The organism is Rhodococcus sp. ABRD24, assembly GCF_004328705.1.
Taxonomy (GTDB): domain Bacteria; phylum Actinomycetota; class Actinomycetes; order Mycobacteriales; family Mycobacteriaceae; genus Prescottella.
This window is the reverse complement of the sequence record NZ_CP035319.1, coordinates 2,444,214-2,470,333: the sequence shown is the minus strand read 5'-3', so window position 1 is coordinate 2,470,333 and position 26,120 is coordinate 2,444,214. Positions and strand designations below refer to the sequence as shown.

At 64.2% G+C, this 26,120-nt stretch carries 25 protein-coding genes and 3 pseudogenes; 15 read left to right on the top strand and 13 right to left on the bottom strand.

The window, feature by feature from the left end:
• Window positions 1-241: 241 nt before the first annotated feature.
• The 3 genes from ERC79_RS10865 to ERC79_RS10850 all read left to right on the top strand — a co-directional run bounded on the left by ERC79_RS10865 (window position 242) and on the right by ERC79_RS10850 (window position 4,719).
• Window positions 242-2,350, top strand: coding sequence for a hypothetical protein (locus tag ERC79_RS10865; RefSeq protein WP_131578078.1), 2,109 nt, complete (start codon window positions 242-244; stop codon window positions 2,348-2,350).
• Window positions 2,350-2,745 carry a hypothetical protein gene (locus tag ERC79_RS10860; RefSeq protein ID WP_131578076.1) on the top strand — a complete coding sequence of 132 codons (396 nt, stop codon included), beginning with the start codon at window positions 2,350-2,352 and terminating at the stop codon, window positions 2,743-2,745. Before ERC79_RS10865 ends, ERC79_RS10860 begins: the two co-directional genes overlap by 1 nt.
• Before the next feature lie 720 nt (window positions 2,746-3,465).
• A complete protein-coding gene (locus ERC79_RS10850) occupies window positions 3,466-4,719 on the top strand; it encodes a hypothetical protein (RefSeq protein WP_131578074.1) in 1,254 nt (417 codons plus the stop codon).
• A gap of 256 nt (window positions 4,720-4,975) precedes the next feature.
• Here ERC79_RS10850 and ERC79_RS10840 read toward each other — a convergent pair whose 3' ends face one another.
• On the bottom strand, window positions 4,976-5,335 hold the full coding sequence (locus ERC79_RS10840) for a hypothetical protein (RefSeq protein WP_131578073.1): 360 nt from the start codon (window positions 5,333-5,335) through the stop codon (window positions 4,976-4,978).
• Window positions 5,336-5,452: 117 nt separating this feature from the next.
• Window positions 5,453-5,683 carry a helix-turn-helix domain-containing protein gene (locus ERC79_RS23440; RefSeq protein WP_242676872.1) on the bottom strand — a complete coding sequence of 77 codons (231 nt, stop codon included), beginning with the start codon at window positions 5,681-5,683 and terminating at the stop codon, window positions 5,453-5,455.
• Between ERC79_RS23440 and ERC79_RS23435 the strand changes: the two genes are divergently transcribed.
• From ERC79_RS23435 to ERC79_RS23425, 3 genes and pseudogenes are all read left to right on the top strand, one after another.
• Window positions 5,603-5,806: a hypothetical protein gene (locus tag ERC79_RS23435; RefSeq protein WP_242676935.1), complete on the top strand. Its 204-nt coding sequence runs from the start codon at window positions 5,603-5,605 to the stop codon at window positions 5,804-5,806. The two genes, ERC79_RS23440 and ERC79_RS23435, sit on opposite strands and share 81 nt — an antisense overlap.
• Window positions 5,807-5,864: 58 nt before the next feature.
• Window positions 5,865-6,749, top strand: a pseudogene (locus ERC79_RS23430) (MFS transporter); the annotation flags it as partial.
• A 172-nt stretch (window positions 6,750-6,921) separates the two neighbouring features.
• Window positions 6,922-7,269 (top strand): hypothetical protein, encoded by a 348-nt coding sequence (locus ERC79_RS23425; RefSeq protein WP_242676934.1) that lies wholly within the window; start codon window positions 6,922-6,924, stop codon window positions 7,267-7,269.
• A gap of 4 nt (window positions 7,270-7,273) precedes the next feature.
• Here ERC79_RS23425 and ERC79_RS10825 read toward each other — a convergent pair whose 3' ends face one another.
• Window positions 7,274-7,654, bottom strand: coding sequence for a hypothetical protein (locus ERC79_RS10825; RefSeq protein WP_242676813.1), 381 nt, complete (start codon window positions 7,652-7,654; stop codon window positions 7,274-7,276).
• A gap of 170 nt (window positions 7,655-7,824) precedes the next feature.
• On the opposite strand from ERC79_RS10825, the gene ERC79_RS23080 reads away from it, so the two are divergent.
• On the top strand, window positions 7,825-7,986 hold the full coding sequence (locus ERC79_RS23080; RefSeq protein WP_165497090.1) for a hypothetical protein: 162 nt from the start codon (window positions 7,825-7,827) through the stop codon (window positions 7,984-7,986).
• A gap of 20 nt (window positions 7,987-8,006) precedes the next feature.
• On the top strand, window positions 8,007-8,324 hold the full coding sequence (locus ERC79_RS10820) for a hypothetical protein (RefSeq protein ID WP_131578070.1): 318 nt from the start codon (window positions 8,007-8,009) through the stop codon (window positions 8,322-8,324).
• Between the two features lie 201 nt (window positions 8,325-8,525).
• Here ERC79_RS10820 and ERC79_RS10815 read toward each other — a convergent pair whose 3' ends face one another.
• Window positions 8,526-8,876 carry a hypothetical protein gene (locus ERC79_RS10815; protein WP_131578068.1) on the bottom strand — a complete coding sequence of 117 codons (351 nt, stop codon included), beginning with the start codon at window positions 8,874-8,876 and terminating at the stop codon, window positions 8,526-8,528.
• Window positions 8,877-9,228: 352 nt separating this feature from the next.
• On the opposite strand from ERC79_RS10815, the gene ERC79_RS23075 reads away from it, so the two are divergent.
• From ERC79_RS23075 to ERC79_RS10805, 3 genes and pseudogenes are all read left to right on the top strand, one after another.
• The gene (locus ERC79_RS23075; RefSeq protein WP_165497089.1) at window positions 9,229-9,375 is read left to right on the top strand and encodes a hypothetical protein; all 147 of its coding nucleotides are present in this window, start codon (window positions 9,229-9,231) and stop codon (window positions 9,373-9,375) included.
• Window positions 9,376-9,827: 452 nt separating this feature from the next.
• Window positions 9,828-10,818, top strand: a pseudogene (locus tag ERC79_RS10810) (DUF1524 domain-containing protein).
• Window positions 10,819-10,829: 11 nt separating this feature from the next.
• Window positions 10,830-11,591 (top strand): helicase associated domain-containing protein, encoded by a 762-nt coding sequence (locus tag ERC79_RS10805; RefSeq protein WP_165497087.1) that lies wholly within the window; start codon window positions 10,830-10,832, stop codon window positions 11,589-11,591.
• 205 nt (window positions 11,592-11,796) lie between these two features.
• Here the strand turns inward: ERC79_RS10805 and ERC79_RS23730 are convergent, their stop codons facing one another.
• Entirely contained in the window at window positions 11,797-11,922 is a 126-nt protein-coding gene (locus ERC79_RS23730) for a hypothetical protein (RefSeq protein WP_261340504.1), read from the bottom strand.
• A 344-nt stretch (window positions 11,923-12,266) separates the two neighbouring features.
• Here ERC79_RS23730 and ERC79_RS10800 point away from each other — a divergent pair.
• A pseudogene (locus tag ERC79_RS10800) lies at window positions 12,267-12,479 on the top strand (SOS response-associated peptidase family protein); the annotation flags it as partial.
• 129 nt (window positions 12,480-12,608) lie between these two features.
• Here the strand turns inward: ERC79_RS10800 and ERC79_RS10795 are convergent.
• The 8 genes from ERC79_RS10795 to ERC79_RS23070 all read right to left on the bottom strand — a co-directional run bounded on the left by ERC79_RS10795 (window position 12,609) and on the right by ERC79_RS23070 (window position 22,363).
• Window positions 12,609-14,324, bottom strand: coding sequence for a hypothetical protein (locus ERC79_RS10795; RefSeq protein ID WP_131578061.1), 1,716 nt, complete (start codon window positions 14,322-14,324; stop codon window positions 12,609-12,611).
• Between the two features lie 200 nt (window positions 14,325-14,524).
• Window positions 14,525-14,854 carry a hypothetical protein gene (locus ERC79_RS10790; protein WP_131578059.1) on the bottom strand — a complete coding sequence of 110 codons (330 nt, stop codon included), beginning with the start codon at window positions 14,852-14,854 and terminating at the stop codon, window positions 14,525-14,527.
• A 61-nt stretch (window positions 14,855-14,915) separates the two neighbouring features.
• Window positions 14,916-16,223 carry an IS256 family transposase gene (locus tag ERC79_RS10785; protein ID WP_131578057.1) on the bottom strand — a complete coding sequence of 436 codons (1,308 nt, stop codon included), beginning with the start codon at window positions 16,221-16,223 and terminating at the stop codon, window positions 14,916-14,918.
• A 528-nt stretch (window positions 16,224-16,751) separates the two neighbouring features.
• Entirely contained in the window at window positions 16,752-17,804 is a 1,053-nt protein-coding gene (locus ERC79_RS10780; protein WP_165497086.1) for a DUF4365 domain-containing protein, read from the bottom strand.
• A gap of 481 nt (window positions 17,805-18,285) precedes the next feature.
• The gene (locus ERC79_RS10770; protein ID WP_207390464.1) at window positions 18,286-20,139 is read right to left on the bottom strand and encodes an exonuclease domain-containing protein; all 1,854 of its coding nucleotides are present in this window, start codon (window positions 20,137-20,139) and stop codon (window positions 18,286-18,288) included.
• Window positions 20,140-20,240: 101 nt separating this feature from the next.
• On the bottom strand, window positions 20,241-21,254 hold the full coding sequence (locus ERC79_RS10765; protein WP_165497085.1) for an ImmA/IrrE family metallo-endopeptidase: 1,014 nt from the start codon (window positions 21,252-21,254) through the stop codon (window positions 20,241-20,243).
• Between the two features lie 4 nt (window positions 21,255-21,258).
• Window positions 21,259-22,134, bottom strand: a complete 876-nt coding sequence (locus tag ERC79_RS10760; RefSeq protein WP_131578049.1) for a hypothetical protein — start codon at window positions 22,132-22,134, stop codon at window positions 21,259-21,261.
• Between the two features lie 55 nt (window positions 22,135-22,189).
• Window positions 22,190-22,363: a hypothetical protein gene (locus tag ERC79_RS23070; protein ID WP_165497084.1), complete on the bottom strand. Its 174-nt coding sequence runs from the start codon at window positions 22,361-22,363 to the stop codon at window positions 22,190-22,192.
• Window positions 22,364-22,916: 553 nt separating this feature from the next.
• Between ERC79_RS23070 and ERC79_RS10755 the strand changes: the two genes are divergently transcribed.
• The 3 genes from ERC79_RS10755 (at window position 22,917) to ERC79_RS10745 (ending at window position 26,116) form a co-directional block, all read left to right on the top strand.
• The gene (locus tag ERC79_RS10755) at window positions 22,917-24,173 is read left to right on the top strand and encodes an IS256 family transposase (protein WP_131578047.1); all 1,257 of its coding nucleotides are present in this window, start codon (window positions 22,917-22,919) and stop codon (window positions 24,171-24,173) included.
• A 235-nt stretch (window positions 24,174-24,408) separates the two neighbouring features.
• Window positions 24,409-25,425 carry a hypothetical protein gene (locus tag ERC79_RS10750; protein ID WP_131578045.1) on the top strand — a complete coding sequence of 339 codons (1,017 nt, stop codon included), beginning with the start codon at window positions 24,409-24,411 and terminating at the stop codon, window positions 25,423-25,425.
• A gap of 10 nt (window positions 25,426-25,435) precedes the next feature.
• Window positions 25,436-26,116: a hypothetical protein gene (locus ERC79_RS10745; protein ID WP_131578043.1), complete on the top strand. Its 681-nt coding sequence runs from the start codon at window positions 25,436-25,438 to the stop codon at window positions 26,114-26,116.
• The last annotated feature ends 4 nt before the right edge of the window (window positions 26,117-26,120 follow it).

Here is a 26,120-nt window from a genome sequence, read left to right as displayed (position 1 = left end):
GTCGCGGGGTTCTTGAAGTAGACGCCGGCCGGGGGGAGCCGGTACGGCCGTACTGACGCTGGAGCTGGTGCGAGGGGAACGGAGTCAGTGGCACCGAAACACGGTGCGCCTCACAGGCCTGATCCGGCACACGGCATCCCGTTTCGCGCACGTTGTCCGCGCGGGCCACCTCTGGCGACACCCGTTCCCCGGGTGGTAGCTTTCGGCCAGCTGTAGCCTTCGGCCGGGGAGTGAGGTCATCATGCCAATCGACACTGCCATCAACGCCAATTGGACGCGAAAGCACGACGACCCGCGGGAGCCCCTTCTTGCGTCGGTGCCACGCACGATGTACCCGAAATCGCTCGAAGAGCTCATCGCAATCTGCCAGGACGAAAGCCTCGGCGCGCTCAAGGCTGCGGGCAGCCACTGGGCGTTGTCGCACGGAGCCATCAGCGACGAGACCTTCATCGAGACGCACGATCCTCACAGCATTCGTCGCGCCATGGGTCGAACACTGAAGGAGGTCGTGCCTCATTGCTTGCATCCGGAACTGCTTAAGCGCATGGCCGATGCAGACCGCCGCCGGCACAACGGGGCGCCCGTGCACGTCGAAGCCGGTAAGCGCGTGTACCAGCTCTACGCAGAGCTCGATCAGATTGACCCGCTCAACACCTCCCCTAAAGACGGGGTCCTCACACTCGGCGCGTACATGCTCAAGCATCACAACACCACGGCGTTCAAAGGACCGTGGGGAATGGTGACCGCCGGAAACGCTGGCGGTCAGACAATCGTCGGGGCCTTCTCGACGGGGACACACGGCGGTGACTTCACGGTCGGGCCGATCACCGACTCAGTGCTCGCAATCCACCTCGTCGCGGACGGCGGGAAACACTACTGGATCGAAAAGGTAGACGAGCGATACTCGCCGCAGCTCACTGACGATGAGCTGCTACGGGCACTGTACGACCCGATCGCGGGCCACGAGAATTTCGAGATCATCCGCGAGGCCGACAACACGATATTCAATGCTGCAGTCGTCTCGGTCGGGCGGTTCGGCGTCATCTACTCGGTCGTACTGCATGCCGTGCCGCAGTACGCAAGGTACGAGCGTCGACGGCTGCATGTCTGGCAGGACTTCAAGCATCAGATCCTGGATCCTGAGAGCCCGTTATACCGCGACACCGCCATCGTGCCGGGCGGGTACGTTCCCTCGGAGGATGTTGTCGGCCCGCAGCGCTTCCTACAGATTGCAGTCTCCCTCACACCGCATGCCAACTTCAATCGAAACCTCGCTGGCGTTACGAAGCAGTGGGCGATGAAGCTGCAGAGCGATCCGCCTGGGCGCGCGGAGCGTGTCGGCTCCGTAGCCACGACCTTCGACGATCGTATCCAAGGCCCGCGGTTCTCGAATGCCGGCCGTGCACACAGCTATCGGCACGATCCCGACAATCCGCTACAGGCCGAGGACGACACCGACCCGATCGCGCTCGCCTGCTCGAATGGCAGTTTTCTCGCGGGGGTCATCGAGGCCGCCATCGCTGAGCTCGAGGACTTCGTTGAGTCCAACGGCGCGGTCGTTGGTGCCAGCATCGCGGGTGTGGTCGCGCTCGGTGGCGCGGGTCTGCTGGCGCTCATCCCGGCGCTCGTGGCGATCCTGCTGATTCTGAAGGCCCTGCTCGAGGCATTCGACGCCGACGACCGCTTCGGCGAGCACATGGAGAAAATCAAGAACGAGCTACTAGATCCGAACGAGCCGGACCCGCTGAAGCGCGCAGCGGGCCTGTTCACGTGGCAACTGATCGTACTGATCGCCTTCCGTGGTCAGCAGGGCGACCGCGACTACGAGGCGATCAACTACGCCGTGCTCGACCAGAAGGACTACCGCAACATCAGCTGCGAGGTGAATGTTGACTCCGTCGAGGTGTTCTTCAACGCCCTCGACCACCGCCTACTCACGTTCGTCGACGCGCTGATCGCCTACGAGATCATGCAGGAGTTCCAGGGCAAGGCCTGCGTCGGCTACGCGTCGCTGCGGTTCATGGGGTCGACCGAGGCAACGATCGGGATGCAGCGGCACGGCCTGACGTGCGCGGTCGAGGTAGCGTGCTTGAAGGATGTTTCCGGCGGGCAGGAGATGGTCGACTACGCAGTCCGCCTCGCGCTCAATCCGAATATCGGGGGCATTCTGCACTGGGGGCAGCGCAACGATGCCACGGCCGCCGACATCCAGCGACTCTTCGGAGATGCCTCCGACCCTAGGAACGGCGACCTCGGGGCTTGGCGTCGAGCCTTGGATGTCCTCACTGCGTCGGGAACGCACAACCGCTTCAGCAGCGACTTCACCCGACGCACAGGTCTGGAACTGTGATGGCCGAGACCTTCTACGGGCCGTGGCGGATCACCCTGCTGAACGCGAACTCACACTTCGCACAGCAGATGGTGATCGAAGGCTCTGACAACGCAGACGGCGGGTACGACATAGCCTATGGCGAGGCTTTGGACATCTCGGTGACCGGCGCCGAGTGGCGGCTGCGGACCGAGTACTTCCCGTTCGGAGGGCCGGCGTGGCTAGAGGGTGACACGCGCGCGATGAGCCGGTTCGAGCCGGGGGCCGGACTGCTCATGCAGATCGACGGGGCGGCGCGGCCGCCCGGAAGCGGCGCCCCGCTCAAGAACCTGCGGCTGCTGTGCAGTTGCCTCGACCCCGAGACGAACCCGATCCCGGCGCCCAACCCTTTCGACTTCACAATTCCGGACCGGTGACGAGGAGAAGCCGCGTCTCGCTGACCTCCCCCCTCGGCTCCCAGTCGGCTCACTCGCCCTGACCGGAGTAGGCCACAGCGAGGGCCGCGCCCTCATGATCAAGTCGCCGACAACCAGGGACACCATTGCGACGAAGGCGTCGACCCCGAGTCCAGCTTCGCTGGCGCGGAGGAAATTTGGTTTTCTAGCGGGATGGATGAGGACTACGACTTTCGCTGATCGAGAAACTACTCGACCACGAAACCCGACCTTTCCACTACTGGGTGTCTGGCCTGCAGATATCCGGTCATCGCGGCCTGGAACAGCGGCGATGCTCAGGTAGACTTTGTTTGCCGATAACCTATATTATGTCATTCAGGCTGGTAGACAGCAGGTTTGATGGTTCACCACATCGCAAGCTGATCGTCGCCGTCCCCCGACCGGCGTCGCCGTTGCGGCCTCTGTGGCGGCTCGGCGACGGGACCAGTGAGGTCTCCGGTATTCGGGTAAGCGACCAAAAAGAAGGCGGGTCGACCGCCGAAGTGGACGAAACGCCAGCTCATCAACGGGATCCGGTGGAGAACCCGTGCCGGGACACCGTGGCGAGGGGTTTACCCCGCATCGCGCACGGCGATCGCCCGCCCCTGCGCCACCAGACCTGGGCAGCGGTTCCGGCCGGGGAACGACGCAGCTCGGCCAATATCAAGCAACCGCTTGGTTCGTTCGAGTAGATTCTCGCGCATGGGTTTTTGGGGCGGGATGTTCGGCTCTGCGAAGCGCGAACAAGGTGAACGTGAACAATTCGGAGCACAGGCGCTGGCGATGGTACGCGCGCAATCGGCGGTCGCCGCGGCGGACTTCGACGCCGAACAGTTCGAGATCCACTACGCGACACACAGCGGGATTCGCGGCCGGATCGACCTGACCACCGCGTTCCGGCGGTGCAGCAAGGTGTCCCCGCGCGAAGCTGCGCACATACTCTTCGAATTCGTCACCCTCGGTCCAGAATTGGGCGGGACCGAGGAGACCGCCACCGGCTGGGACGCTGTTGCCCCGAACCTGCGCCCGCTCATCCGTCCGGCGGGCGAACTCGCCGTGCGCGTCGAGGGCATGCGCGCCGGCGACCACATGCTGTGGCGGCCGATCCTGCCCTGCCTGATGGAAAGCATCGTCCTTGACCTGCCGACCTCCATGCAGAGGGTCCATCCGACCATGCTCGCCGATTGGGGTGTCGACGCCGCCACCGTCTTCGCCGCCGCCCGCGCGAACATGCTCACTTACGCCCACGACACCGTCGCCCGCTACGACCCGAATGCCAAGGACGGCATCCTCCACATCCCCGACACCAGTGGCGACCGCTACGCGGGTTCCCTCCCACTGGTGGACGGCTGGCTGGCCGGCATCGGTGCCAAAGCCGGCGCCCGCCCCATCGTCTTCGTAGCCGAGAACGTCGGCGTCCTCGTCGGCGCCGAATACTCCGAACGCCATGTCCAATACCTCGTGAACGCCGCCCGAGAACTCTTCGACAACGCGGTCCGCCAGGTCTCCCCGGTCCCGTACACCCTCGACGCCACCGGCCGCCTGACCCCCTACCAGGTCCCCCGGAACCACCTGGCCTGGCAGGAAATCCGCTCCGCCGAAGCCACCCTCGCCGCCAACGTCTACGGCCAGCAATACGAAACCCTCCGCGCCGAACTCGACGAAGGCACCCTCGACGACTACGCCGCCAAGCTCCTGCACGCCCGCAAACCCGACGGCATCGAAACCACTATCACCCCCTGGACCGACACCGTCCCCACCCTCCTACCCCGAGCCCACAACGTCACTCTGACCAACCCCACCACCGGCGCAACCTTCGGCGTCCCATGGGAAACCCTCGCCGCCGCCATAGACCTCCACCCGGTCGAAGGGCTCTACCCCACCCGCTACCGCGTCGAACACCACCCCGCCGAACCGGTCATGTCCACCCTCCGCGCCCGCGCCAAAATGATCTGACCTCGCGCGGGAGTCGACGCGCAATGGGCGCGGCTCATTCCGTTTCTGCCCCGGGGAAAGAAGGCGGATCGACCGCCGAAGTGGATGAAACGCCAGCTCATCAAAGGGAGCCGGTGGAGAACCCGTGCCGGGACACCATGGCTAGCAACTTACCTGACACCACGAGCACCTGCCGCCAGGGGCTTCCAGCAGTGACTTCAAATTGCCGATAATTTACCTTGTGTCAACTAGGCTGGTAGAAGGCGTTTTTGACGGGTCACCACATCGACAGTTGATCGTCGCCGTCCCCTGACCGGCGTCGCCGCTGCGGCCACTGTGGCGGCTCGGCGACGGGCTCGCCGGCGAGGATCCCGGCACGCTGGGCGCGCTCGAGCTCCGGGCGCGGATCTACCCCGGCGGCCGCCGCGATCGCGACCTTCACCCGGGTCCGGTGCGCGAGCTCGGCGCGACCGGCCTCGGTGTCGCGGGCGGCCCACGCCTGCTGCCACGCATCCGAGCCGGGCCGCGGTGCTCCCAGCACGGTGTCCGTGGCTCGCTCGAGCAGCACGTCGATCTTCTCCGCGACCGCATCAGCAGCCTCGGCGATCGCCTCGGGTGGCACTTCCCTCGCGCCCATACCGCGCAGTGTAGGACTGCATACCGACTCTCGCGAGCATGCCGAGGATGCCGCCGAGCAGGTCGCACGCCTTGACACTGCAAGAAGGATCCGAGCCCCTCAATGCACGGTGCGGTCCTAGTGCTGCCCGAGGAGGTCGCCAATGTACTCGCGCCCCCACCGGTTCAGCTCCGTCACGAACCCGCGCAGACCCTGGCCTGCCTCAGTGAGTGAATACTCGACGCGTGGAGGCACTTCCGCGTACGCCTGGCGGTGGACGATCCCATCTTGCTCGAGATCACGAAGCTGTCGGGTCAGGACTCGGGGCGTCACATCACCTACTCGGCGGCGAAGCTCGCCGTAGCGCAACGGCCCATCCAGCAGGTGCTTGACGACAGTCATCTTCCAGGCGCCACCGAGGACAGCGATGCTCACTTCGACAGGGCAGACAAGCATCGCGCGTTGAACCGGTTCCCGGATCTCACGTTCTGACGTACCCATCTCCCTCTCCCCTCTGGCGCTCACCTGCAAAGGTATCCGAAGTGTCCATATGGACGAAGAAGTGCATACTTACACCACTGCTCCTTGGAGGCTATACCGGATACGACGTTGTCCTCCGGCGTACAGCCCGCGTTCTGGGCGACCGCCGCGAACGCGAGGGAGTCCGGTGCTGAGTGTCGACGGAGGCCGAATCCGAGCGGTGGGGCCGACGCGCCGGAGAGTGCATCCGGCCTGGCGGATGGTGGCGGTGGCCGCCTTCGCCCTCATCGCGGCGGGCTCGTTCACCACGATCGGTGGCCTCGTCACCAGTCCCCTTGTCGACTCGCGTGAGTGGAGCCGAACGGGAATCGGAGCGGGCGTAGCCATCAACATGGTTCTCTACGGGGCTGTTGCGCCCTTCAGCGCAGCGCTGATGGACAAGTACGGACTTCGCCGCATCACCTCGATCGCCCTCGCGCTTCTCGTCGCGAGCTCACTACTCGTCGTCTTCCTGAGCCCGACCGTCTTCTGGTTCGTGATCTGGTGGGGCTTCATGGTTGGAGTCGGAACCGGATCGGTAACAATGGTTTTCGGAGCAACCGTCGCGAACCGCTGGTTCCACCAGAGAATTGGCTTTGCTACGGGACTACTGACCGCCGCCAGCGTCGTCGGACAGTTCGCGATGCTCCCCCTGCTGTCGATCGTCCTCGACAGGTCGGATTGGCGAGGCCCAATACTGACGTGTGGCGCCCTGGCTGTTGCCGCCCTTGTCGGTGTTCTGCTGTTACTCAAAGACCATCCCCGATGCATCGGCGCGCGGCGCTACGGAGACCTGGCCGAGTCGCCGGCCAGCACAGTTGGACCACCGAGCAATGAGTTCGCCCACCCATTTCGGCGCACCATCAATGCACTCGTCGTCTGCCTGCGTGACTCCCGTTTCTGGGTTCTGGCCTTGATGTTTGCACTCTGCGGGGCGACGACGAACGGCTTGATGTGGAGTCATTTCACCCCCGCCCACACGACCACGGCATGCAAGCGACCGCCGCATCAGGTCTGCTCGCCATCATCGGCGTCGCCAATATCCTCGGCACCGTCACCGCTGGATCTCCCAGAGGGGACAGCACCTCATGCGCAAAGCACTCGCGCTGCTCGGTATCGCGGCCGGACTCATCGTCTACGTCGCCGCGTTCTTCATCAACGCCCCCATCGAAGTGTGCATCGTTCAGCCGACTCCACCGTCCGCCATCCCGCCCGGCGCCGATGGGGTGGTGGCCTCCCCTGCGATCTCCAGCAAGGTCTGGGTCGTTCTCGTCGCCTCCCGCTGCGAGCTGACCTACCCCGCCACAGGCATCCACACCTCCGACCTCATCGTCGAATGGGGCCCGTCAGCGATCGCTATCGCAGGGCTCCTCGGGGCAGCATCAGCCCTCTGGGTCTGGCGTGGCTACCGGGCCGAAGAAGCGGACCACGCCTGACCACTCAGCGATCGGATCGAGGACCGACTCCTTCCAGACGGTAGGTGGGTCCGTCTTTCAACTGGTCGACGGTGAAGGACGGCTGCCGGACGTTGTTACCCACCCACAACTCGTAGCTTCTCTGGTTCGCAGCGATCGCCTCGAAATATGCGGAGTAGGTGCATGTCCCAGCCCCATTGTCGGGATGCGCCTCGATCGATTCGACCCTCAGGGGCGCACTCGATGTGGTCACAGCGGATCCAGCAGAGATGGACACCACGTAGCCCGGCACAAGATGCGCGGCACCGGCCCAGACGCACTCACCGGAATCGACCCTCGCCTCGTCGGCGTCACCAGTAATCGTCACGGTCGCAGCGAACGTCGCCGGCGTATCCACATTGGTCACACAACCAGACAGAGCCCCTGCTCCCACAACTGGCGCCGCCACGGCCGCGATCAGCCCCCGCCTGCACCCCATAGCAACACCATAGGCAGCACCACCGCCACAACTCACGACATGCCGCGTGAGCGTCCCGCGCCCTCCCGACCCGGTCGGCAACGGCGCTCCGGATCGCAGTGGACCAGTTCTTCGTCGCGATGGCCGAACTCCGGCTGGCCGGTGCACCGTTCGACCTCGAAACCGCCGTCAACGCGGAGATATTCAACGGCGAAGCGAGCCGTGACCGGCTGATCCGGCGACGCCGGCGTCTGGAAGCTGCACGCCGCGAGGCGAACTGACCTCGTGTGACAATCCCCAGGTGACCACGACAACCCGCCGAACCCTTGCCGGCCTCGCGGCCGTGGCCATAGTCCTCATCGCTGGTGGGCTCCTGTTCGACCGCCACGAGACCCAGTCCTATTCCGAGTGCATGAACGGCCCGTGGGCGACCTTCAGCGTCGGGCCCTATCCGCCTGACGCGTCGAACGACCTTGTCGTGGACACCGTCTATGCCTTCGGCTGCGAGGATGCGAACCGCGGCGGCCTGATCGCAGCTGGGATCAGCGCAGCCGCACTCGCCGCCTCGGCCATCATCTGGTGGCGGCGTTCGGCGCAGACCCGCCCCGGCGGGCAATGACTACCCCTGCAGAGTGACGCGGCGAAGCCGTCGCCTACAGCTCGATCCCGGTGTCGGGGCTCCGCGGCCCGAGCCCCGACACCTGCCGCTGATCGGCGACGACATACGGACTGAACAAACCGGAAACTGAGACGCGAGAACGCCCGCACCGAAGAGAATCTCGGGGCGGGCGTGCTTTCGGTCACTCGTAGTGGTAAGACTTCACCGGATCCGCTCGTAGTGGCCGAAATTCACGAGATCCGGATTGTGCAGCGGTCCGTAGATCCTGACTGCGGCACCGCCGTTCCCGGGTACGGCAGCCAGGTCGATGGACACCTGGGCCGCGTCGCCCGTGCGGAGCCCGCCTGCGTACACCAGGTGCGGGTACACCAAATTCAGAACTGGACCGGCAATGCGTACCTGTGAGAGCGCAACGGCCTCACCGTGATTGATGTCGATCTGAGTGCCGCCCGCGATCGGCTGCACCGTGAACGCCGACGCGGTGCCGGCGCCGAGCGTCAGTGCCGCGCACGCGGCCGCCGCCGTAGCCGCGATCTTCAATGTCGTCTTCATAGTCCCCACCTGTGAATCCTCCTATCCCCGCCGCCGCGAATCGACGGCGAACTCCTGACACCACCACGCCCGCGAAACTAAAAGCAATCCGACAAGATGGTTTGTGACATGGGACACACCAACTCGCTCGTTGGGCAGGCGGCACGCGACCGACACTCGAATCAGGGGCGGCGAGCTCCAACGGGGCGGAACAGACTAGCTGCTCAGGCCGAGTCGAAGCGCACAGCCACAGTCAGTCAGTCGTCTGGGTGAGTGAGCGACGATAAATGTAGTCGGCGCGAACGCATATGGAACTGCGGCCTCTATAGCGGAAGTACCGGAGCAGACCTTGCCTACTCCTTCTGGAGCGCCCATGGACACCGCTGATTGGGAGCAGGATCCCCCGGTCGTTGGGCAAGAACCCACGATGATCGAAGACTTCGCTCGTGACGCCTACGACTCGTCCGAGATTGGTCGTGAGCCCGCAGTCGGCGGACAGGCCTTTTCGCTGCCCAGCTGATTTCAGCTCCCGATCTCAAGCATCATGACGCCGGCTCCGGTGAACGCCATTCTCGGTCAGGCGATGCAGGCACCGGGCGTCCCGAGTTCACCGTGGCCACCTGCCGCCTCCACCTCGACGCAAACGGCGTACCGATCCGAGGCCCTATCCAGCTACTCACGATGCACCACTACTGGGTCCTGCCCTTGGTATGAGCCCTGTCGCGCGGCCTGCCGGGGTGTCCGGCTTGTCGGGGCGGATCACCTGGTAGACAGAACAGTTCGTGTCGGCGTCGGGGGCCGGCACGGTCTATTCGCATCCGGGTCAGTGCGCCGCACAGGCCCCTGCTTGCAGAAGGAAATGCTGTGTCGCTTGCTCTGACTTCGCTCCGCCCACGTTGGGCCGCTGTCCGTCGTACCCGCACCGCGTTGATTGCCGGCGCAGCGGCAGCGGCAGCGGCGGCGGTGGTGTCGTTGACCGCGTGCGAGGACGCTGACGCGCAGCCGGATGTGGCTGCCGCCTCGTCGGCGCCCGCGAGCATCACCAGCAGCGTGGAGGTGTCGTCGGAAACCGCGCTGCCGCCGCCCACTCCCCTGCTCAAGGCCAGCGACGAGGACGCCCTGCGGGCGGCCGCCGCCACCTTGGACGCGATCCCGGTCAAGGGCAGGGCCCCGAAGACCGGCTACGACCGGGCCCTGTTCGGGCAGGCATGGTCCGACGACGTCACCGTCGAGGGCGGGCACAACGGCTGCGATACCCGCAACGACATCCTGCGCCGGGACCTGGTCGACATCACGATCAAGCCAGGGCCGGGACCTGGTCGACATCACGATCAAGCCAGGATCGAACGGCTGCACCGTCCTGACCGGAACACTGAACGACACCTACACCGGCCGGTCGATCGCGTTCACCCGCGGTGAGGGGACCTCGAACGCGGTGCAGATCGACCACATCGTCGCCCTGTCGGACGCGTGGCAGAAGGGTGCCCAGCAGCTCGACGAGCAGACCCGCCGGAACTTCGCCAACGACCCCTTGAACTTGCAGGCCGTCGACGGCCCCACAAACGGGCAGAAGAGCGACGGCGACGCCGCGACCTGGTTGCCGCCGAACAAGGCGTACCGGTGCACCTACGTCACGCGCCAGTTCGAGGTGAAGCTCAAGTACGGGCTGTGGATGACCCAGGCCGAGAAGGACGCGATCGCACGCGAACTCGCCTCCTGCACCGGCTCCCCGGCACCCGCACCGGCGCCGGTGGCCGCTCCTGCGCCGACCACCGCGGCCCCCGCGCCGGCGCCGCCGGCCCGCCAGCAGGCACCGGCCCCCGCGCCTGCTCCGAGTGGGGCGGGTGTCTCGTACGCGAACTGCGCTGCAGCCCGTGCGGCCGGCGCGGCACCGATCATGCGCGGCGAGCCCGGCTACAGCAGCAAACTCGACCGCGACAACGACGGCGTCGCATGCGAATAGCATCCCAGCCCATGACCTCCACGGATCCGGCAGCGGTGCCGGCCCGCCCGGACCGGCGAGCCGGGAAGACACCCGCGCAGCTGTGGGCGGACGGCATCGCGCACCTCGAGGCGTACGTCGCCGAACACGGGCACGCCCGTGTCCCGGGGACATTCGTGTGCGCGGACGGGATGCGGCTGGGCTCGTGGGTGATGCACCGCCGCGAGGACCGTCGCCTCGGCGCCGACCGCCTCACCCCCGAGCGGATCGCGCAGCTCGACGACCTCGGGTTCGACTGGGCTCCACCCCGGCCCGGCCGATCGGTCGACGACTTCGCGCAGCAGTGGGCGGCCACTATCGAGCGCCTGGTCCGGTTCCGGGATGAGCACGGGCGCCTCGATGTGCCGCACCGGTGGGAGTGCGAGGACGGATTCCGCCTCGGAGCGTGGGTGAGTCGACGTCGCACCGATCGACGACGCGAGACCCCGACGTTGACGCCGGAGCGGATCGCCCAGCTCGACGCGATCGGCTTCGACTGGGGACAGGCCAATCGCGGCACGTTCGAGCAGCAGCGGTGGGCGAACGCCGTCGCCCACCTCGCCGGCTACGTCGCCGAGCACGGGCACGCCCGTGTCCCCCACCGCTTCACCTGCCCCGACGGATTCTGCCTCGGGCTGTGGGTCACCACCCGCCGCGTCGACCGCCGCCACGGCCGGCCGTCACTCACCCCGGAGCGCATCACCGAACTCGACAACCTCGACTTCGACTGGGGCACCACCCGATCGAAACACTGACGGTCAGGGCACCATCCGCCAGCGCCGGCAGCATCAGCCCCGGCCACGCGGCGAGCACGATGTCCGACGGTGTCGCGGCGGCCACGGCCGATTGTCGCTCTGGTCCTACCAGGGAACCGCGCCGTAGTTCAGCCATGCCAGGAACACGTCGATGGCTACGCCGAGCGGACCGAGCCACATTCCGTACGGGGTCATCACTCGCGTCCTAGCAGCGCTTCCACGTGTTGCCGAGCCAGCACGGCACGTTGGCCAGCGCCCAGCCCCGCTGCTCGTCATTGAAGAACGGCGGATACATCAGCCAGATGAACCACGGCCAATCCATCGCGGTCACCTCCTCAACACGGCGGGATTCCCCACAGCCAGAATTGGTACCGACCCCGGCGCAGGCCGACGATGCACGCCAGCCTACGACCGCAGATCAGCAGGCCACGGCGCTTTCGGAATAGGTCAGCCGGTATGGGCGTTGTGCCTGCTGGATCGGTTGCGTTCCGTGTCCCCCGGGCTCACACCCTTGCCCTCGCAGAGTTCCGTACGGCTGGAGCTGCGTTGCGCCGATCGCCGAGAGGCGACCGAACGCATCCGGTCCCTTTTTCATGTCCGCAGCGCGGTGCCGCGCTGGTGTCGGTGACCACAGTTATCGCGCGGCGTGTACCTGCAACGACGGGAGACGCCAGCGTGTGTGGACGGTATGCCTCGACCACGACCGACAAGGAACTGCGCTCACTGTTCGACGTAGTCGACTCCGTGGGCGCCGAACTGCCGCCGTCGTACAACGTCGCCCCCACCCAACAGGTACGCGTGGTGCTCGAACGTGCGCCCCGTGAGGAGCCGACAGCGGGCGCAGAGCAACAGCTCCGGACCGTCAATTGGGGCTTTTTACCGGACTACGAAGTCCCACTTCGGACCATCTCTCCAATCAGGTAGGCGCAGTGCCGAGTTGAGACACCCGAGCTCCAGACTGGACGGACTTCGAGAGGACCGATCGGCAGAAATGGCTTGTCGCAGTCGCGGGCGTGGTCATTCACAACGATGTACCGGCTGGTCGATACCAGGCAAATCCCACGCTGTGGGTGTTTGGAGTCGCATGGCATCTGACATCCGAGACGCCAGCGCGAGGTTGAAGTATGCGTCGTCGCCAGGGCGGAGGTGCACCTTCAGTCCTGCGGCGCGGCCAGCGTCCAGCGCTTCGAGCGCCTCTCCCCCGTTGACGGGGGTCGCGTGAGGGTGAAACGCGTACACATCTCCGAGTACTAGGTGCTTGCCGCAGAAGACGAGTGTGAAGTTGCGTTGGGTGAGCCTGATTTCGGCGCTTCGGCTGAGCAGTGCACGCAATTCAGGTGTATCGGTGCCGGTCAGAGTGACGAATCCGGTGGGCGCTTCTGGAGATGCGACAACGTGTCCCTCGATCAACAGTCGTGCCACTCGCAAGTTGATCCGATCGAGCGGCTCCACTTCGTCGGGCATCACGAACGTTGTCCGACAGTGTGTTTGAACAACTTGGAGGTCGTGAGCGAGGGATTCGATGAAGTCGAGATCCTCATCAGATGCGGAACTCGAGGCAACCGATGAATCGTCGTTCGCGAGCGACATCAGTTCGTTGGCTTCGACGAAGACCTTGAATGTGCCCTGGCGCCGCAGCAGCCTGAGAAGCGACACCACACCTAGAGCGTCCCCTGGTCGGATCCGTCGGAAGTTGTAGCTGATCTTGCCTTCGCCCGGTAGTCCGCGGTCGTGTGGGAACAACAACTCGACGTGGAGGTGCTCGTAGAAGCTGATCTCGAGGGCGAAGCCGTCTGTGCCACGGTTCATGTGGGTGACTTCACCCTCGTGGGTGGCCATCAGAAGTCCGTCTCCGTCGAGAAAGTGCAACTCAGATCGTGACCCGATATATGGACTCTGGGTGAGTCTTGCCAGCCGGACTTCCACGTTCTCATGTCGCCCAGCGAGCAGTGCCGGCCCAGAGATCGCCACACTTCTCACGGTCTCTGCAGGCAGAACCACCGTGCCAGATGCGCCGAACTTCACCGCGCGGTCCATTGCCCGCCGCGCTGCTGAGTGCTCGGGACCGAAAGCACCTTCGAGTGTGATGACGATTGGGGTTCGGACGTGGTCTTGCGGGTGCTTGGGATACACAGAACAGCTGACGCCATCTTGTGTACGTGAGAACTGCACGCCCCAATCGAGATCGGTGGAGTCAGCGATACTTCCTAACTCCCCGATACGCTTCGTGAGATCACCGATACCGCCGAACAAGCTGTCGATCTCACGGTTGTACAACTGTGCGTTCTCACGCATCTGATCGCGTTCGAGGTACCGGTACACGTCGGGGTAGTCACATGCCAGGACATCGAGATCCAGCCGATCGTGGATGGCGATCTTCGGGCCCTCCGTGGTTTCAAGCCCCTGTACGAACTCGCGTTCACCAGGTGTCAGCTTCGACGGGACGACGAGAACCCACTCGGCTACCGGCGGGTCCAATCGAAGCGCAGCTAGGTAGGAATTCCGAACCTGCCGTTGCCGAGTCGACTTCTTGTCTCCCGAGAATCCATCGACGAAGTACTTCAGTTGGTAGATCCTCCGACGGCTTCCGTGCCGTACCTCGATATCGATTCCACCGTCCCCACCACGACCATCAGGGGAGACTACTGTCGCGATGTCGCGCCACTGACGCGCGATCAGAATCTCGACGACTCGGTCGAACTGCGCCTGACCGAGCCGATCCCAACTAATCACCGAGTGGCTCCTTCTGTGGCTCGATACCGATCAGAGCGTATTACCGCAATCGACCAATCCGGTCGACTCCCAGCTACCTGGGCGGTCGCGTCCAGACAGAGAAATAGTCAAATCTTGTGGATCAAGGATCGTCAGGAGGCCTCGGCGCCCGGACTTCACCGATCAGGATCTTGCGGCCCTGAGTTCGTCGCTGGCCTCGATCAAGCCTGTTCGCGGCGCGGATCGGCGTCATCCACGGGATGGGTCGCGCTGTGGTGCAGGTAGATGACCCCGCGATCGGTGTCGAGTGAGAACGGTGACCCGTCGGCGCTGTGGGTGAGTCGCGTCGTCTGCAGTCGATGCTGCTCCTCGACGATATGCCTGGTGGACGGCGTGATCAGTTCTTGTGCGGCGTTGAACATTCCAGCCCCGCTGCTGCCTCCACCCATCCGGCGCCAGTGGATCCAACCACGCTTCTCCGCCCACACCCCCACCTGATCGAGCACCACGCAGAACGCGACGATGCAGACCATGCCCAATAGAAACCCCATGACTCCTCCTTACCAGAGTTCCGAAAGTGGTGAACCGGCTTAACGTCCTGCGCCGCCGTCATCAGGCAACTTCGGACACGGGCGTGTCCGGTGACGGCTGCGGGGTGATGTCGACGGGTCGTTCGAGGAGCTTGCCCTTGTGGAACAGGGCGCCGGCCCGGACTAACGCCACCAGGTGCGGGGCGTTGACCGCCCGCCACCGGGACTGCGCGGCCTCGATCAGCTTGTAGGCCATCGCCATCCCCGCCGCCCTCGACCCAGGACCCTTCGTGACCTTGGTTCGCAAACGCACTGTCGCGAAAGTGGATTCGATCGGGTTCGTGGTCCGCAGGTGCACCCAGTGCTCGGCCGGATACTTGAAATACTCGAGCAGCACGTCGACGTCGTCGGTGATCTTCACGACCGCCTTCGGGTACTTCGCGCCATAGTCGCGACCGAACGCGATGATCGCCAGCTGCGCCTTGTCGATGTCCTCGGCGTTGTAGATGTCCTTCATCGCCGCCAACGCGCCCGGGTGCGCGGACTTCGGGAGCGCGGCAAGAACATTCGCTTGCTTGTGGAACCAGCACCGCTGCTCCCGGGTATCGGGGAATACCTCCCGCAGTGCCTTCCAGGACCCCAACGCGCCGTCGCCGACGGCCAGCGTCGGTGCCCACATCCCACGCCGGCGGCAGTCCCGCAGCAGGTCCGCCCACGACTCGGAAGATTCCCGGAATCCGTCGGTCAGGGCGACAAGTTCCTTCCGGCCGTCGGTGCGGACCCCGAGCATCACGAGCAGGCACAATTTCTCCTGCTCAAGCCGGACTTTCAAGTGGATGCCGTCGACCCACAAGTAGACGTAGTCGACCTGCGAGAGGTCCCGCTTCCCGAACGCGACAGCTTCGTCTTGCCACTGCGCGGTCAGCCTTGTGATGGACGCGGTCGACAGGCCGGCTCCGGTGCCGAGGAACTGCTCCAAGGCCTGGCCGAAGTCGCTGGTCGAAAGGCCGTGCAAGTACAGCAGCGGCAGCACCTCGGACACCTGCGTCGATCTGCGGGCCCACGCTGGCAGGATCGCTGAGGAGAACCGCCTGCGCTCACCCGTCTCGGGGTCGGTGCGTCTGTCGTTCACGCGCGGCGCCTTCACCGCCACCGCGCCTGCCGCAGTCACGACCTCACGTTCGGCGTGGTAGCCGTTGCGCACGACCAGGCGGTGCCCGTTCTCGTCGACCTCACCGGCATGCCGGGCGATGTAGTCGGCGACCTCGGCCTGCAGGGCCGTCGCCAACATTCGCCTGGCGCCATCGCGGACGATCTCGTCGAGCAACGAACGGCCAGCACCACCCGCCTTGCCAGACTCGTCGTTGTTGTTGTCCACTACCGTGAGCAAGGCGGTGCCTTCCCGCCAGCGCGCCAACGCTGGTCTTGATCAGAATCCGGATTCCTCGCAGATCATCTTCCGGGAGGGCACGCCCTCCCGGGATCCACAGGTTCTGATCATTACTCCCACGAAGTAGACACCCGTGGACAGCGCCTTGATACGCATGGAGTCGTTCGTGCCGAAGAGGATCCGACCAGAACTGCTGGAGTTGGCCGGCAGGGAACCAGATCTGATGCACTGGACCTTCTAACTACTCGAGATGTCACCACCCGGGTGGGGTGCTACTTCTCCTCCGGAACCGAAATTGCGTATGGGGATAATGTGTTCGTCGACGATCGTCCATCCGCTTCCAGGCTGGACGCAGTAGTCGAGTCTTTGTGCTCGACGTTGGAGATGTGCTGTGTCGGCACACAAGTCCCAGCTGCATCGCAAGACGTCCCTTAGTTCGGCCGTGGCCGACTCCTCCAACGCCATGATCAAGGGTTTCTTAGACTTAGAGAACGAGATTGCTCCAACCGTCGGCGGCAGTGGAATCCATCAGTAGCGGTAGTTGACAGTCTTGAAGGACAGATCCGGAGCCAGATCGAGATAGACGAGGGTCGCCGCCAGGACAAGACTCGTGAGCGCTTCAGTGCCAAGCATACGCAGCTCTCGGGGGCGCTTCAGCTGAACTTCTTCCCGGAGGAACTGGCGCCATACTCCGCCCGTCCCACTGAGATCTTTGCCGAAGAAGAACAACACAACCGGCGCCTTCGACTTCGTGAGTTCACTGAGCAACTTCATGCGCTCGACCGACGACAGGCCCGCACGGTTGGGCTCGGAATCGAGGACCATGACCACCTGCCCATGCACAGACTCGACTGCGGGATCATCGCGGAAGCCATCGTTCGATCCACGACCGAACTCTGCGAATGCACTCGACTGCCAAACCATCGTGTCGAAGAAGCACCCGTTCATCAACGTTATGTCGGACGTAATGGGTCGCCTCGGCGCGGTTTCCCTGAACCGGTGCTCGCTGAGCAGCCGCTCGACGATGCGAGTCCAAAGCTCACGTGTGTCGATTGCCAGTTCGGACCGAAGCGGGTCGAATCGGTGACCCAGAGGACGGCCTTGAAAAGCAGGACCGTCGATCCGCATGCTCCGGTGATCGAGCATGGCCTTGATCCGACGTTCATCCAAGACGGCGGCCTTGCTCAAGTGAACCGTTACAGTTGTCTGCTTCTCTGTGGCCTTGTAGAAGTCGCCATCGGGCCACGCTCTGTCGACGATCGCGCGTACGTCCTCCGCGATGAACACTTCTGTGGACTCAACGAATACGACCAGGTAGACAGGCTCTGGAGCGGCGTACCAGTAGCGGAGGTGGTCAACTTCAACCGGTGTACTCACTGACGACGCCGAACGGAACTGCTCTGCTGAGAGTGTCTGTGCTCGCTTTCCCTTGGCCTGAAACCAGACACGAGTTTGGGATGCCGAATAGTCCGCATTTGCACCCTCTACGAAGAGGTGCAGACCTGTGTCGATCGCAGCCCGGTCCTGTTCGTACTCGATAGGGACGCCGCAAGCGGTCAGCAGCATTTTGAGCTGCGACATGTAGACCTGTTCAAATCGGTCGTGTCTACCTTGCCTGGGCATACCAACACAATGACATGCGCTGAATGGATGCTGCGATCTGGTCATCAGGAGCGACTTGCGGCAGTTCCGGGATGTCGCGTGGATCCGCAAAATCCCTGTGCGCTCGGGACGCCAGCCCTCAGTCGACCTGTCAAGACCGACAGCTCGACTTCTTCCAGGTCGCAGCATCCCAGAAGCTGGGTTCATGCCGAGTCCGCATCGAACGTATGGCGGCCACGTTGCGCAACGTCTTTTGATGAGGCATCGCGACGGCGAGCCCGCGACAAGGCGTCAGGCATCGTCAACGACCCGACCTACATCGTCGACCTCATCAAGCGAGTCACCACGGTAGCGGTGGAGACGACGAAGATCGTCGACTCACTCGCATGACGGGGTGGAGGCCAGCAGTTCGTCTGCTGCCCTCCATCGTTCTGTCCACTGCCTGCGGCGGTATTCGTGGTCAGCGCAGGGACTTGTCCAGCAGGATCTGGGCTTTCGCCTTCCGCTGCACGATCGGGTGGGTGTCGTCGACCGGTGAGCCGTTGCGGTAGGCGGCGTCGATCCAGCGCTGCAGGATGGCGACTTCGGCGGCGTGGTTCTTCTGCTTGCGGTAGATGATCGCGGCTTGTTCGGTGTACCAGGGTGCCGGTGTTCCGCCGACGCAGTTCTCGGGTCGTTCGACCACTGCGATGACCTCGAGGAGCAGTTCGAGGGCTTCGTCGAGTCGGTTGTCGCGTTTGAGCTGCTTGACCGGCTCGCTCCACGCGCCGTAGTGCCGGCCGCGGACCTGCTGCAGCGGATCGTGGCGATTCTGCGGCGCGATAAGGCTGTCGTCGGCGAGGGCGTAGGCGTCGACTGCCGGGGCTGCCGTCAAATCGGGGAGGTCCACCGACCGGTCACCGGCCAGCAAGGATTCCATCTGTTGCTGGTCGATGATCGCGATTTGCTGTTCGGCGCCTTGTAGGCGGAGGGCTTCGGCCTGCTTCTCCGTCATCTGGGATTGGCCGGTGATGTCGGACCACGTACCGGTGACGAGGATGGTGGTGCGGCGGGTGACGGTCTTGTTCACCCGGGCACCGCATTTCGCGAGCTGGGACCAGGCTTCGTCACGGCTGAGCCCGGACAAGGTTCCGGTGAGCACGACCGTGTGTCCGTGGAGGGGGTGGTCGGGGTCGGCGTCCGGGTTCGGAGGCGGCGGGGTCGCGCTCGCCCGCACCGCCGCCCAGGACGGGACCCCGGGTCGGTTGACGTTGCGCGGACCGGTGACGCCGTCGACGGTGGCGCGGCCGAGAACGATCCCGGTGGCGGTCACGTAGGTGTCCACGGTCGGGGCACCTCGGCGACGCATCAACTCGAGTGCGATCTCGGCTGTAGCCGTAGCATCGGCGGAGGCGTCGTGATGGCGGAGCAGGTCGACCCCGAGCGCCCGGGCAACGGTGGGGAGCTTGTGGTTGACCAGATCCGGCAGGTCGTTGCGGGACCAGAGCAGGGTGCACCCGTAATCCAGCGGCCGCCATGTCACGGCCTCTGCGAGGGATGCCTCCCGCAGTGAGCCGATGTCGAAGGCGGCGTTGTGCGCGACTAACGGAAGATCTCCGACGACGTCGAGCATTTCGGACAGTCGCTGTCGGAAGGTCGGTTGTGTGGCGACGTCATTCGGGGTGATCCCGTGAATGCCGATGTTGCCGGCATCGAACCGGTCAAGACCTGCAGGTGGCCGGCACAGCCACGAGTGGGTGTCGATGACCCGTCCGGCGCGAACCACCGTCAAACCGATCGCGCAGATACTCCCACGGGAACCGTTGGCGGTCTCGACATCGAACCCGACGAAACTCGGCCCGCTGGACACCTCCACCTGCACCTGCGGTGCAGAGGCGGGAAGGTCGGGGACCTGCACCCGCGGAACCTCAATGGTGGTAGCGACGCCTGGCATGCCACGCGTCACCTCGATCTCGGGAACGACAGGATGCGGAGTCGGCACTGACTCCTGCGCCCGGCGGTGATTGAAGTCGACGACCTGCTGCAGGTACTGCAGCAAGGTCCCCACCTGATCGCGCTGGTTGCGTTTGAACAGCACCGTGTGCGGATCGCTCGGCGCGGCGCCGCGCCCAAGTTCCGGACGGATACCGCCGACGCACAATTGAATCCATCCGTTGACCAGGATCGACGGTTGCTTGACGTGGAACCCGACTACGTCGCCGAGCGAAACCACCTGACGAGGACCAACTGTCCGCGCCAGCAGGCCGCTGCGCTCGATCACTAGATGCTGATCAGTGACGGTGACGGCTGCACCATACCCCTGCCAACGAGACAAATCACCCTCCCCGGATCGTTGCCGGGAGGCTATACGAGTCGTGCGAAAGTCGATCTACAGGGCCCGGCAATCCGTCTCGGTTCTGTGCCCGGTATCTGGCATCAGAAGCACTCGTGACTGCCAGATGTCATCTCCGCGGGCGTGTAAGGCATGAAGCATGTGGTGCATAAGGTGGGGCGTTCCAGCACGGTGCACCCACATCGCTGACAGCGCGAACATTTGAAGTCTTGGCAGGTCTCACAGCGGTACGCGGATTCCCTCGACTCAAAGGTCGCCTCACACACTGGATTGGAGCAATCCTGCAGCGGGTAGGTCCTAGTCCCCGACCCGTTCACGGTGGTCGGACGTAGCGCGAGGAAGACGTACCGCTCCTCGAAATCCAGCGCCGCTTCCACACGCATGTCGTCGAGCACCATCCCGGTTCGATATTCGATTCCCTCGTGGAACTCCCGCCTCACGACAGATTGCATCGCCTCAGCGGCAACCTGCTTGAATCCCCTCTGCGGAAGGCCTTTCGGCGGTGGTGCATCGCCATAGGTGGTGGCCGATGTACTCACGATCCCATCGCCGTCAGCGATCGCGAGAATCCAGCGGGACCCGGCGGGGAGCATTTCTCGCACACGCTGAAGAGTGGCAGAACGGGAAGCTCCGGAGCGCGCGAAGAGTCCCGCCATGACATCGGCGGGATGAAGTGACGTGGCGTGGCGATCGGTGTCGCTCACTGGCATGAGGACCTGGGCGGCGAACTGATCGCACACTGCTTCCTCGATCGTGCGCCTGCCAGAATCAGACATGTCGAGGAGCAGGTATCCCCACTGGTCGTGCCACTGCTGGAGGTGGTGTGCGAGTTCGTGGAGAAGGGTGAAGTTGTCCCGGCGCGACGTCGCTGGATGAAGGTGGATTGTGGGCGGGGATGGGCGGTAGTAACCGCCTCCGCCGCAGCCGGTGTCCACGAGGTCGCCCTCGATCGTCACGGTGATCTCAGGGCTGTGCAATAACGTCCCGAAGGGATCATTGCTCAGGGCAGAAAGATTGAACGTGCTGCATTCCTGGATGATTCGAGCGGCGATCGCACGTGCATCTCCGCTTGCCGCGAGTTCGTCCCACCCATCCACCTGGCTACTCCCCGTTGCGTCCGGCTCGTGCGATAGCGTCGCGCAACTTGGTTTCCCGCAGAGCGGCGCCATCGTTGCGTGCTGCAAGCGCGAACTCGCGGCGTGCAGCACGGCGGATCGCCCGTTCGCCGACGCCAGTCTCCAACGTTCGCGCCACGATGTCCCGCTTGAAGTGGGGCATCGCGAGGTCGTGCACGACCTCGGCGAGAGGGTCAGCTCCCACGAGTGATTCCGCCTCGGCGGCGAGTTGGCGGGCGATGGTGGAGAGCTGTTCCCCGGTGACCGGAGTGATACCAGTCAACAGTGGGCGCACTTCCTGTGGGCCGGCACCCAGCGCTGTGCCGATATCCCTCGCGGATCCGCCCGCCAGCTGAATCTTTGCTGCATCGAGAAACAATCCCTCCTCCGTGCCGCCGGTGTTGAAGCACAGCTCAGTCCAGTGGTCGATCATCAGACGGTCAGCGTCGGTGTTCTCCACGTCCTGGGCCGAGCCTGGCGCGAAGGAAAGTCCTGGATCGGCATCGTCATCGAGCGCCCAGGAGATCGGGCGTATTCGTTCGGGCGCAATCAGTCGCCCGAGGCTGCGGTCGAGCAGGTGGTTGCCGATACCGGTCTCCCGAGTCGCCCACACTGTTACCGGTACTTCGAGGGGTGACTCGTCGATGACCAAACCCGGCGCGAAGGATGCTTCGCCGGGAAGGGTGACGGGCCATGCAAGCACGTAGCCGCCCTTCACGGCCGCGATCACGGCGAGACCCGCAATCTCGCCGTTCCAGGAGAGAATCCAGAGATCACCCGCACGGATCTGCGTGTCCGGCAACCCCTCGTCCCACAGTGGGTAGGTGAATTCGGGGATACCCGGCGGGCGTTCGCCGACCACTTTCGAACTCCTTCAGCTGTCGAAAATCAAAGATTGGCCAGAGTACAGGCGGCGCTCAATCGAGGCGACTCCGGTAGACAGCCCTTGCGATGTCCAGCTCGTCCGTGGGTAGCTTGCCCAGGTAGTCGCACATTCCGGCAACCCCGGTGACATTCTTGTGAACCGGATGTATGTAGCGCGCCGTCCACCACCCTGCTTGCCCGAGACGTGTCACGTGAATCTCAGGCATGGCGCGACTCGATTGGTCTCCCGGCTTAGCATCGCTCGTGACACGGGGAAGCCCCGACCACGCCGTGTCATGACGACGCTCCGCCATGCACGTCATCGGACGCGCAGGCTTTCCGACACGCGCGGGGTTCTCAGTCGCGTCTTTGCTCACCCAATACGCATCTCCGAACTTGGCGTCTCGATCAGGCATGGGCGGCATACTACAAGCGCGCACAGACAAGTTCCGCCGACGCCACCAACTGGCTCGCAGTGTCCGACCAGCCAATGAAGAACCGGACTCCCACTCAGGCGGAGCAGGCTCGCGATGGTCACGTTCCGTCCCATTTCCCTCATTGTGGGACGAACCCCGGCAGGCGGGCATCGTGGCGGATCAACCCAGCTCACACCGTCCCACAAGCTGGTTCCAGAAACAGGGTGCCGAAACGGTTGCGTCCATGAGGATGGTGTACGAGCCGGAGCCGATCGAGATGGCCGGCGTGTCGTAGCCGAACGAAAGACGGTCACCGCGTGATTCTTCGAGAGACCTACCAAGTCGACTCGAACAGGACCACACGATGACCACTGCCCACGATATCGACCTGCGCCAGCTCGTCGAAGACCGACTCACCGGAGCAAGTCCGGACCTGCTGCGCGAACTGCTGCGCGAGTTGCTCACGATGTTCATCCACGCGCTGATGGGTGCCGAAGCCGACACGCTGTGCGGCGCCGGCTACGGGCAACGCTCCGATGAGCGCACCAACTCCCGCAACGGGTACCGGCACCGCGACTTCGACACCCGCGTCGGCACCCTCGACGTCGCCATCCCGAAACTGCGGTCCGGCAGCTACTTCCCGGATTGGCTTCTCGAACGCCGCAAACGTGCTGAACGTGCCCTGACCACGGTCGTCGCCACCTGCTATCTGCTCGGGGTGTCGACCCGCCGGATGGAGAAACTGGTCGACACGTTGGGCATCACCTCGCTCTCGAAGTCCCAGGTCAGCATCATGGCGAAGGAGCTCGACGAGCAGGTCGAGGCGTTCCGCCACCGGCCCCTCGATGCCGGCCCGTACACATTCGTCGCCGCCGACGCCCTCGTATTGAAAGTCCGCGAGAACGGGCGCGTGGTCAACGTTCACGCCCTGGTCGCGGTCGGGGTCAACGCCGACGGCTACCGCGAAATCCTGGGCGTCGACGTCACCTCCGCCGAGGACGGCGCCGGCTGGCTCACCTTCTTCCGCGGCCTGGTCGCCCGCGGCCTGTCCGGGGTGAAACTGGTGACTTCCGACGCCCACGCCGGCCTGGTCGCGGCGATAGGCGCCACCCTGCCCGGCGCCTCGTGGCAGCGTTGCCGCACCCACTACGCGACCAATCTGATGTCGGTCACCCCGAAAACCTCGTGGCCGTGGGTGAGAACTCTGCTGCACTCGGTCTATGATCAGCCCGATTCGGAATCTGTTCACGCACAATATGATCGGATCATCGACGCCCTCACCGAGAAGCTCCCGAAGGTCGCCGACCACCTCGACGGCGCCCGGGCCGATCTCCTCGCGTTCACCGGATTCCCGAAGCAGATCTGGCGGCAGATCTGGTCGAACAACCCGCAAGAACGGCTCAACAAGGAGATCCGTCGGCGCACCGACGTCGTCGGCATCTTTCCCGACCGCACCGCCCTGATCCGACTCGTCGGCGCCGTGCTCGCCGAACAACACGACGAGTGGATCGAAGGACGCCGCTACCTCGGACTCGACGTCCTCGCCACCGCCCGCGGCGACAAGCCCGCCGACACCACCACCGAACCCGCCGAGGAGTTCACACCAGCCCTGACCGCATAACCCGACGAGGAATCACGCGACGACCCCGATACACCACGCCCCTGGACTTGACCATTTGCAGCGAAGATCAGCGAAACGCGACGCTATTTCAACTAGCGCGGTTTGGCTCGATTCTGGTCGCTACCTGCGATATCTACGTGCCGCTACCGCGATCCGCAGCACGCTCCATGGCGATCCAGAGCTACGACAGATACGATTAACGAAAGACGTAGCTGACGTACTCAGGCGGTCAAGGATGAACACTGAATCAACGACCTGGAGTTCAACCCGGAACCGAGATCTCGACGACGAGATTTCCGTGGTGGTTCTGGCGGTCGTAGCCAGCGACGGCTTCTATACGCGATCGACAGAGCTGATTGGCAGCATCACCGCATTTGATGCTCCTGCCACTTCGGCGCTGTTCGGCGCGCAGTCAGCCGCCTTCAAGAAGGCCGTCGCCGCTGCGGCTGAGTTGTCGTCGACAGCCGCACCGTTCGCCGCCGCCCTCGATCACTACCGAGCCGCGCTCCCCCGCCACTCATCGTGGTCGCTTTGGGAGAAGAACCACGGGCATTCCGTGGTGAGTCCGACGGGGTACGGAGCCAGCAAGCTGCGAAACTACTCCCGGTCCCTGCTATTCGATCCCATGTACGCCCGACCCGCTCTGATGCAGCACGGTACGGCAGCACAGCCACCTGGGCAGGTTCCACCGCTTCCGGACCAGGCGCTGCGCTGGTTGTTCGAGTTGCTCTCGGAGAAGTTCACCGCCGCGGAGTTGGCCGAAGCCATTGCCGGCCTGCCGACACAAAAGCGCTTGGAGATCGTCGAGCAAATCGTCGGAATGATGGCACACGGAGACCGGGGTGCCGACAGAGCGCATACTCGCGCCGATCAGCGCCAGTCGGTCATCGACAGGCTGGAGACGGTCAAGTCTGGGGTGGCTGGCGCAATCTTGGCGCCGCACGCGAAGGAGACCCGCAGTGCCGTGCAGAAGCGTCGGCAGTCGGGAGAGCTCATCGGCCTGCCAATCGGCACTCGACCCGACTACGTGTATCCACTCTTCCAGTTCGATCGTTCCCGGCATTCGGTGAAAGACCTTGTCGCGTACGCGAATAAGATGCTCGATGCCGCCAATGATCCGTTCGGCGCCGCAAGTTGGTGGCTGACACCGTCGAGCACTGTCCTCGACGGCCACACCCCGCTGGAGGAGCTCGATGCCATGACGCTGACGGAGATGGCGGTCGACAACCTTCTCGAGACACGCGGCATGTGACCCTGTGAAGATGTACAACGGCGTCCCTGCCGACACAGACGTTCTGCTGGCAGGGACCAGGATGTGGCGCATCTACGAGGACGGGAAGCCGTATTCACCGGACAGCTTCAACCCATGCAAGCGTGACCTCGTCGATGCGCGAAATCTGGACCTTCGGAAGGTGAAGCGACCGGATCAAGGCCGCTTCGACCCGGTGCACGATCCGGCGGTTTGTCCCGGTGGCGCGGCGCTTGGAAAGTTTCTGTATGTGGGTCTGGGTCCGGGTGCCGTTGTTGGCGAGGGGATCCTGCGTGACCGGGACATCCCCGTTGGTCCGATTCCTCGGGCCTGGGTGCACGGGCTGGGGCTCGTGGAGCTCGAGGTCACTGTCGCTATCACCGTGGCCGTGCTCGACGATCAGGCGAGCTTGCTCAAGATCAACCAGGATTCGTCCTTGACCAGCTACGACTCTGCCGACTACGCAGCAACGCGGGTGACGTGCACGAACCTTCTGGTCGAGACTCCGACCGCCTTCGGGGTGCGCTACCAATGCCGTAACGGCCTCGACGAACGTGCCGCCATGCTGATCGACCGCGGAAGTACGGAGATGCCCATCCGTATCGTCAACCGTGGATGCATCGACGAGCCTGGATGGGCTCAGGAAACGGTCGAGAAGGGGCTCTTCGAGAGCTACGGGCGGGTCTTTGACTAGAGAT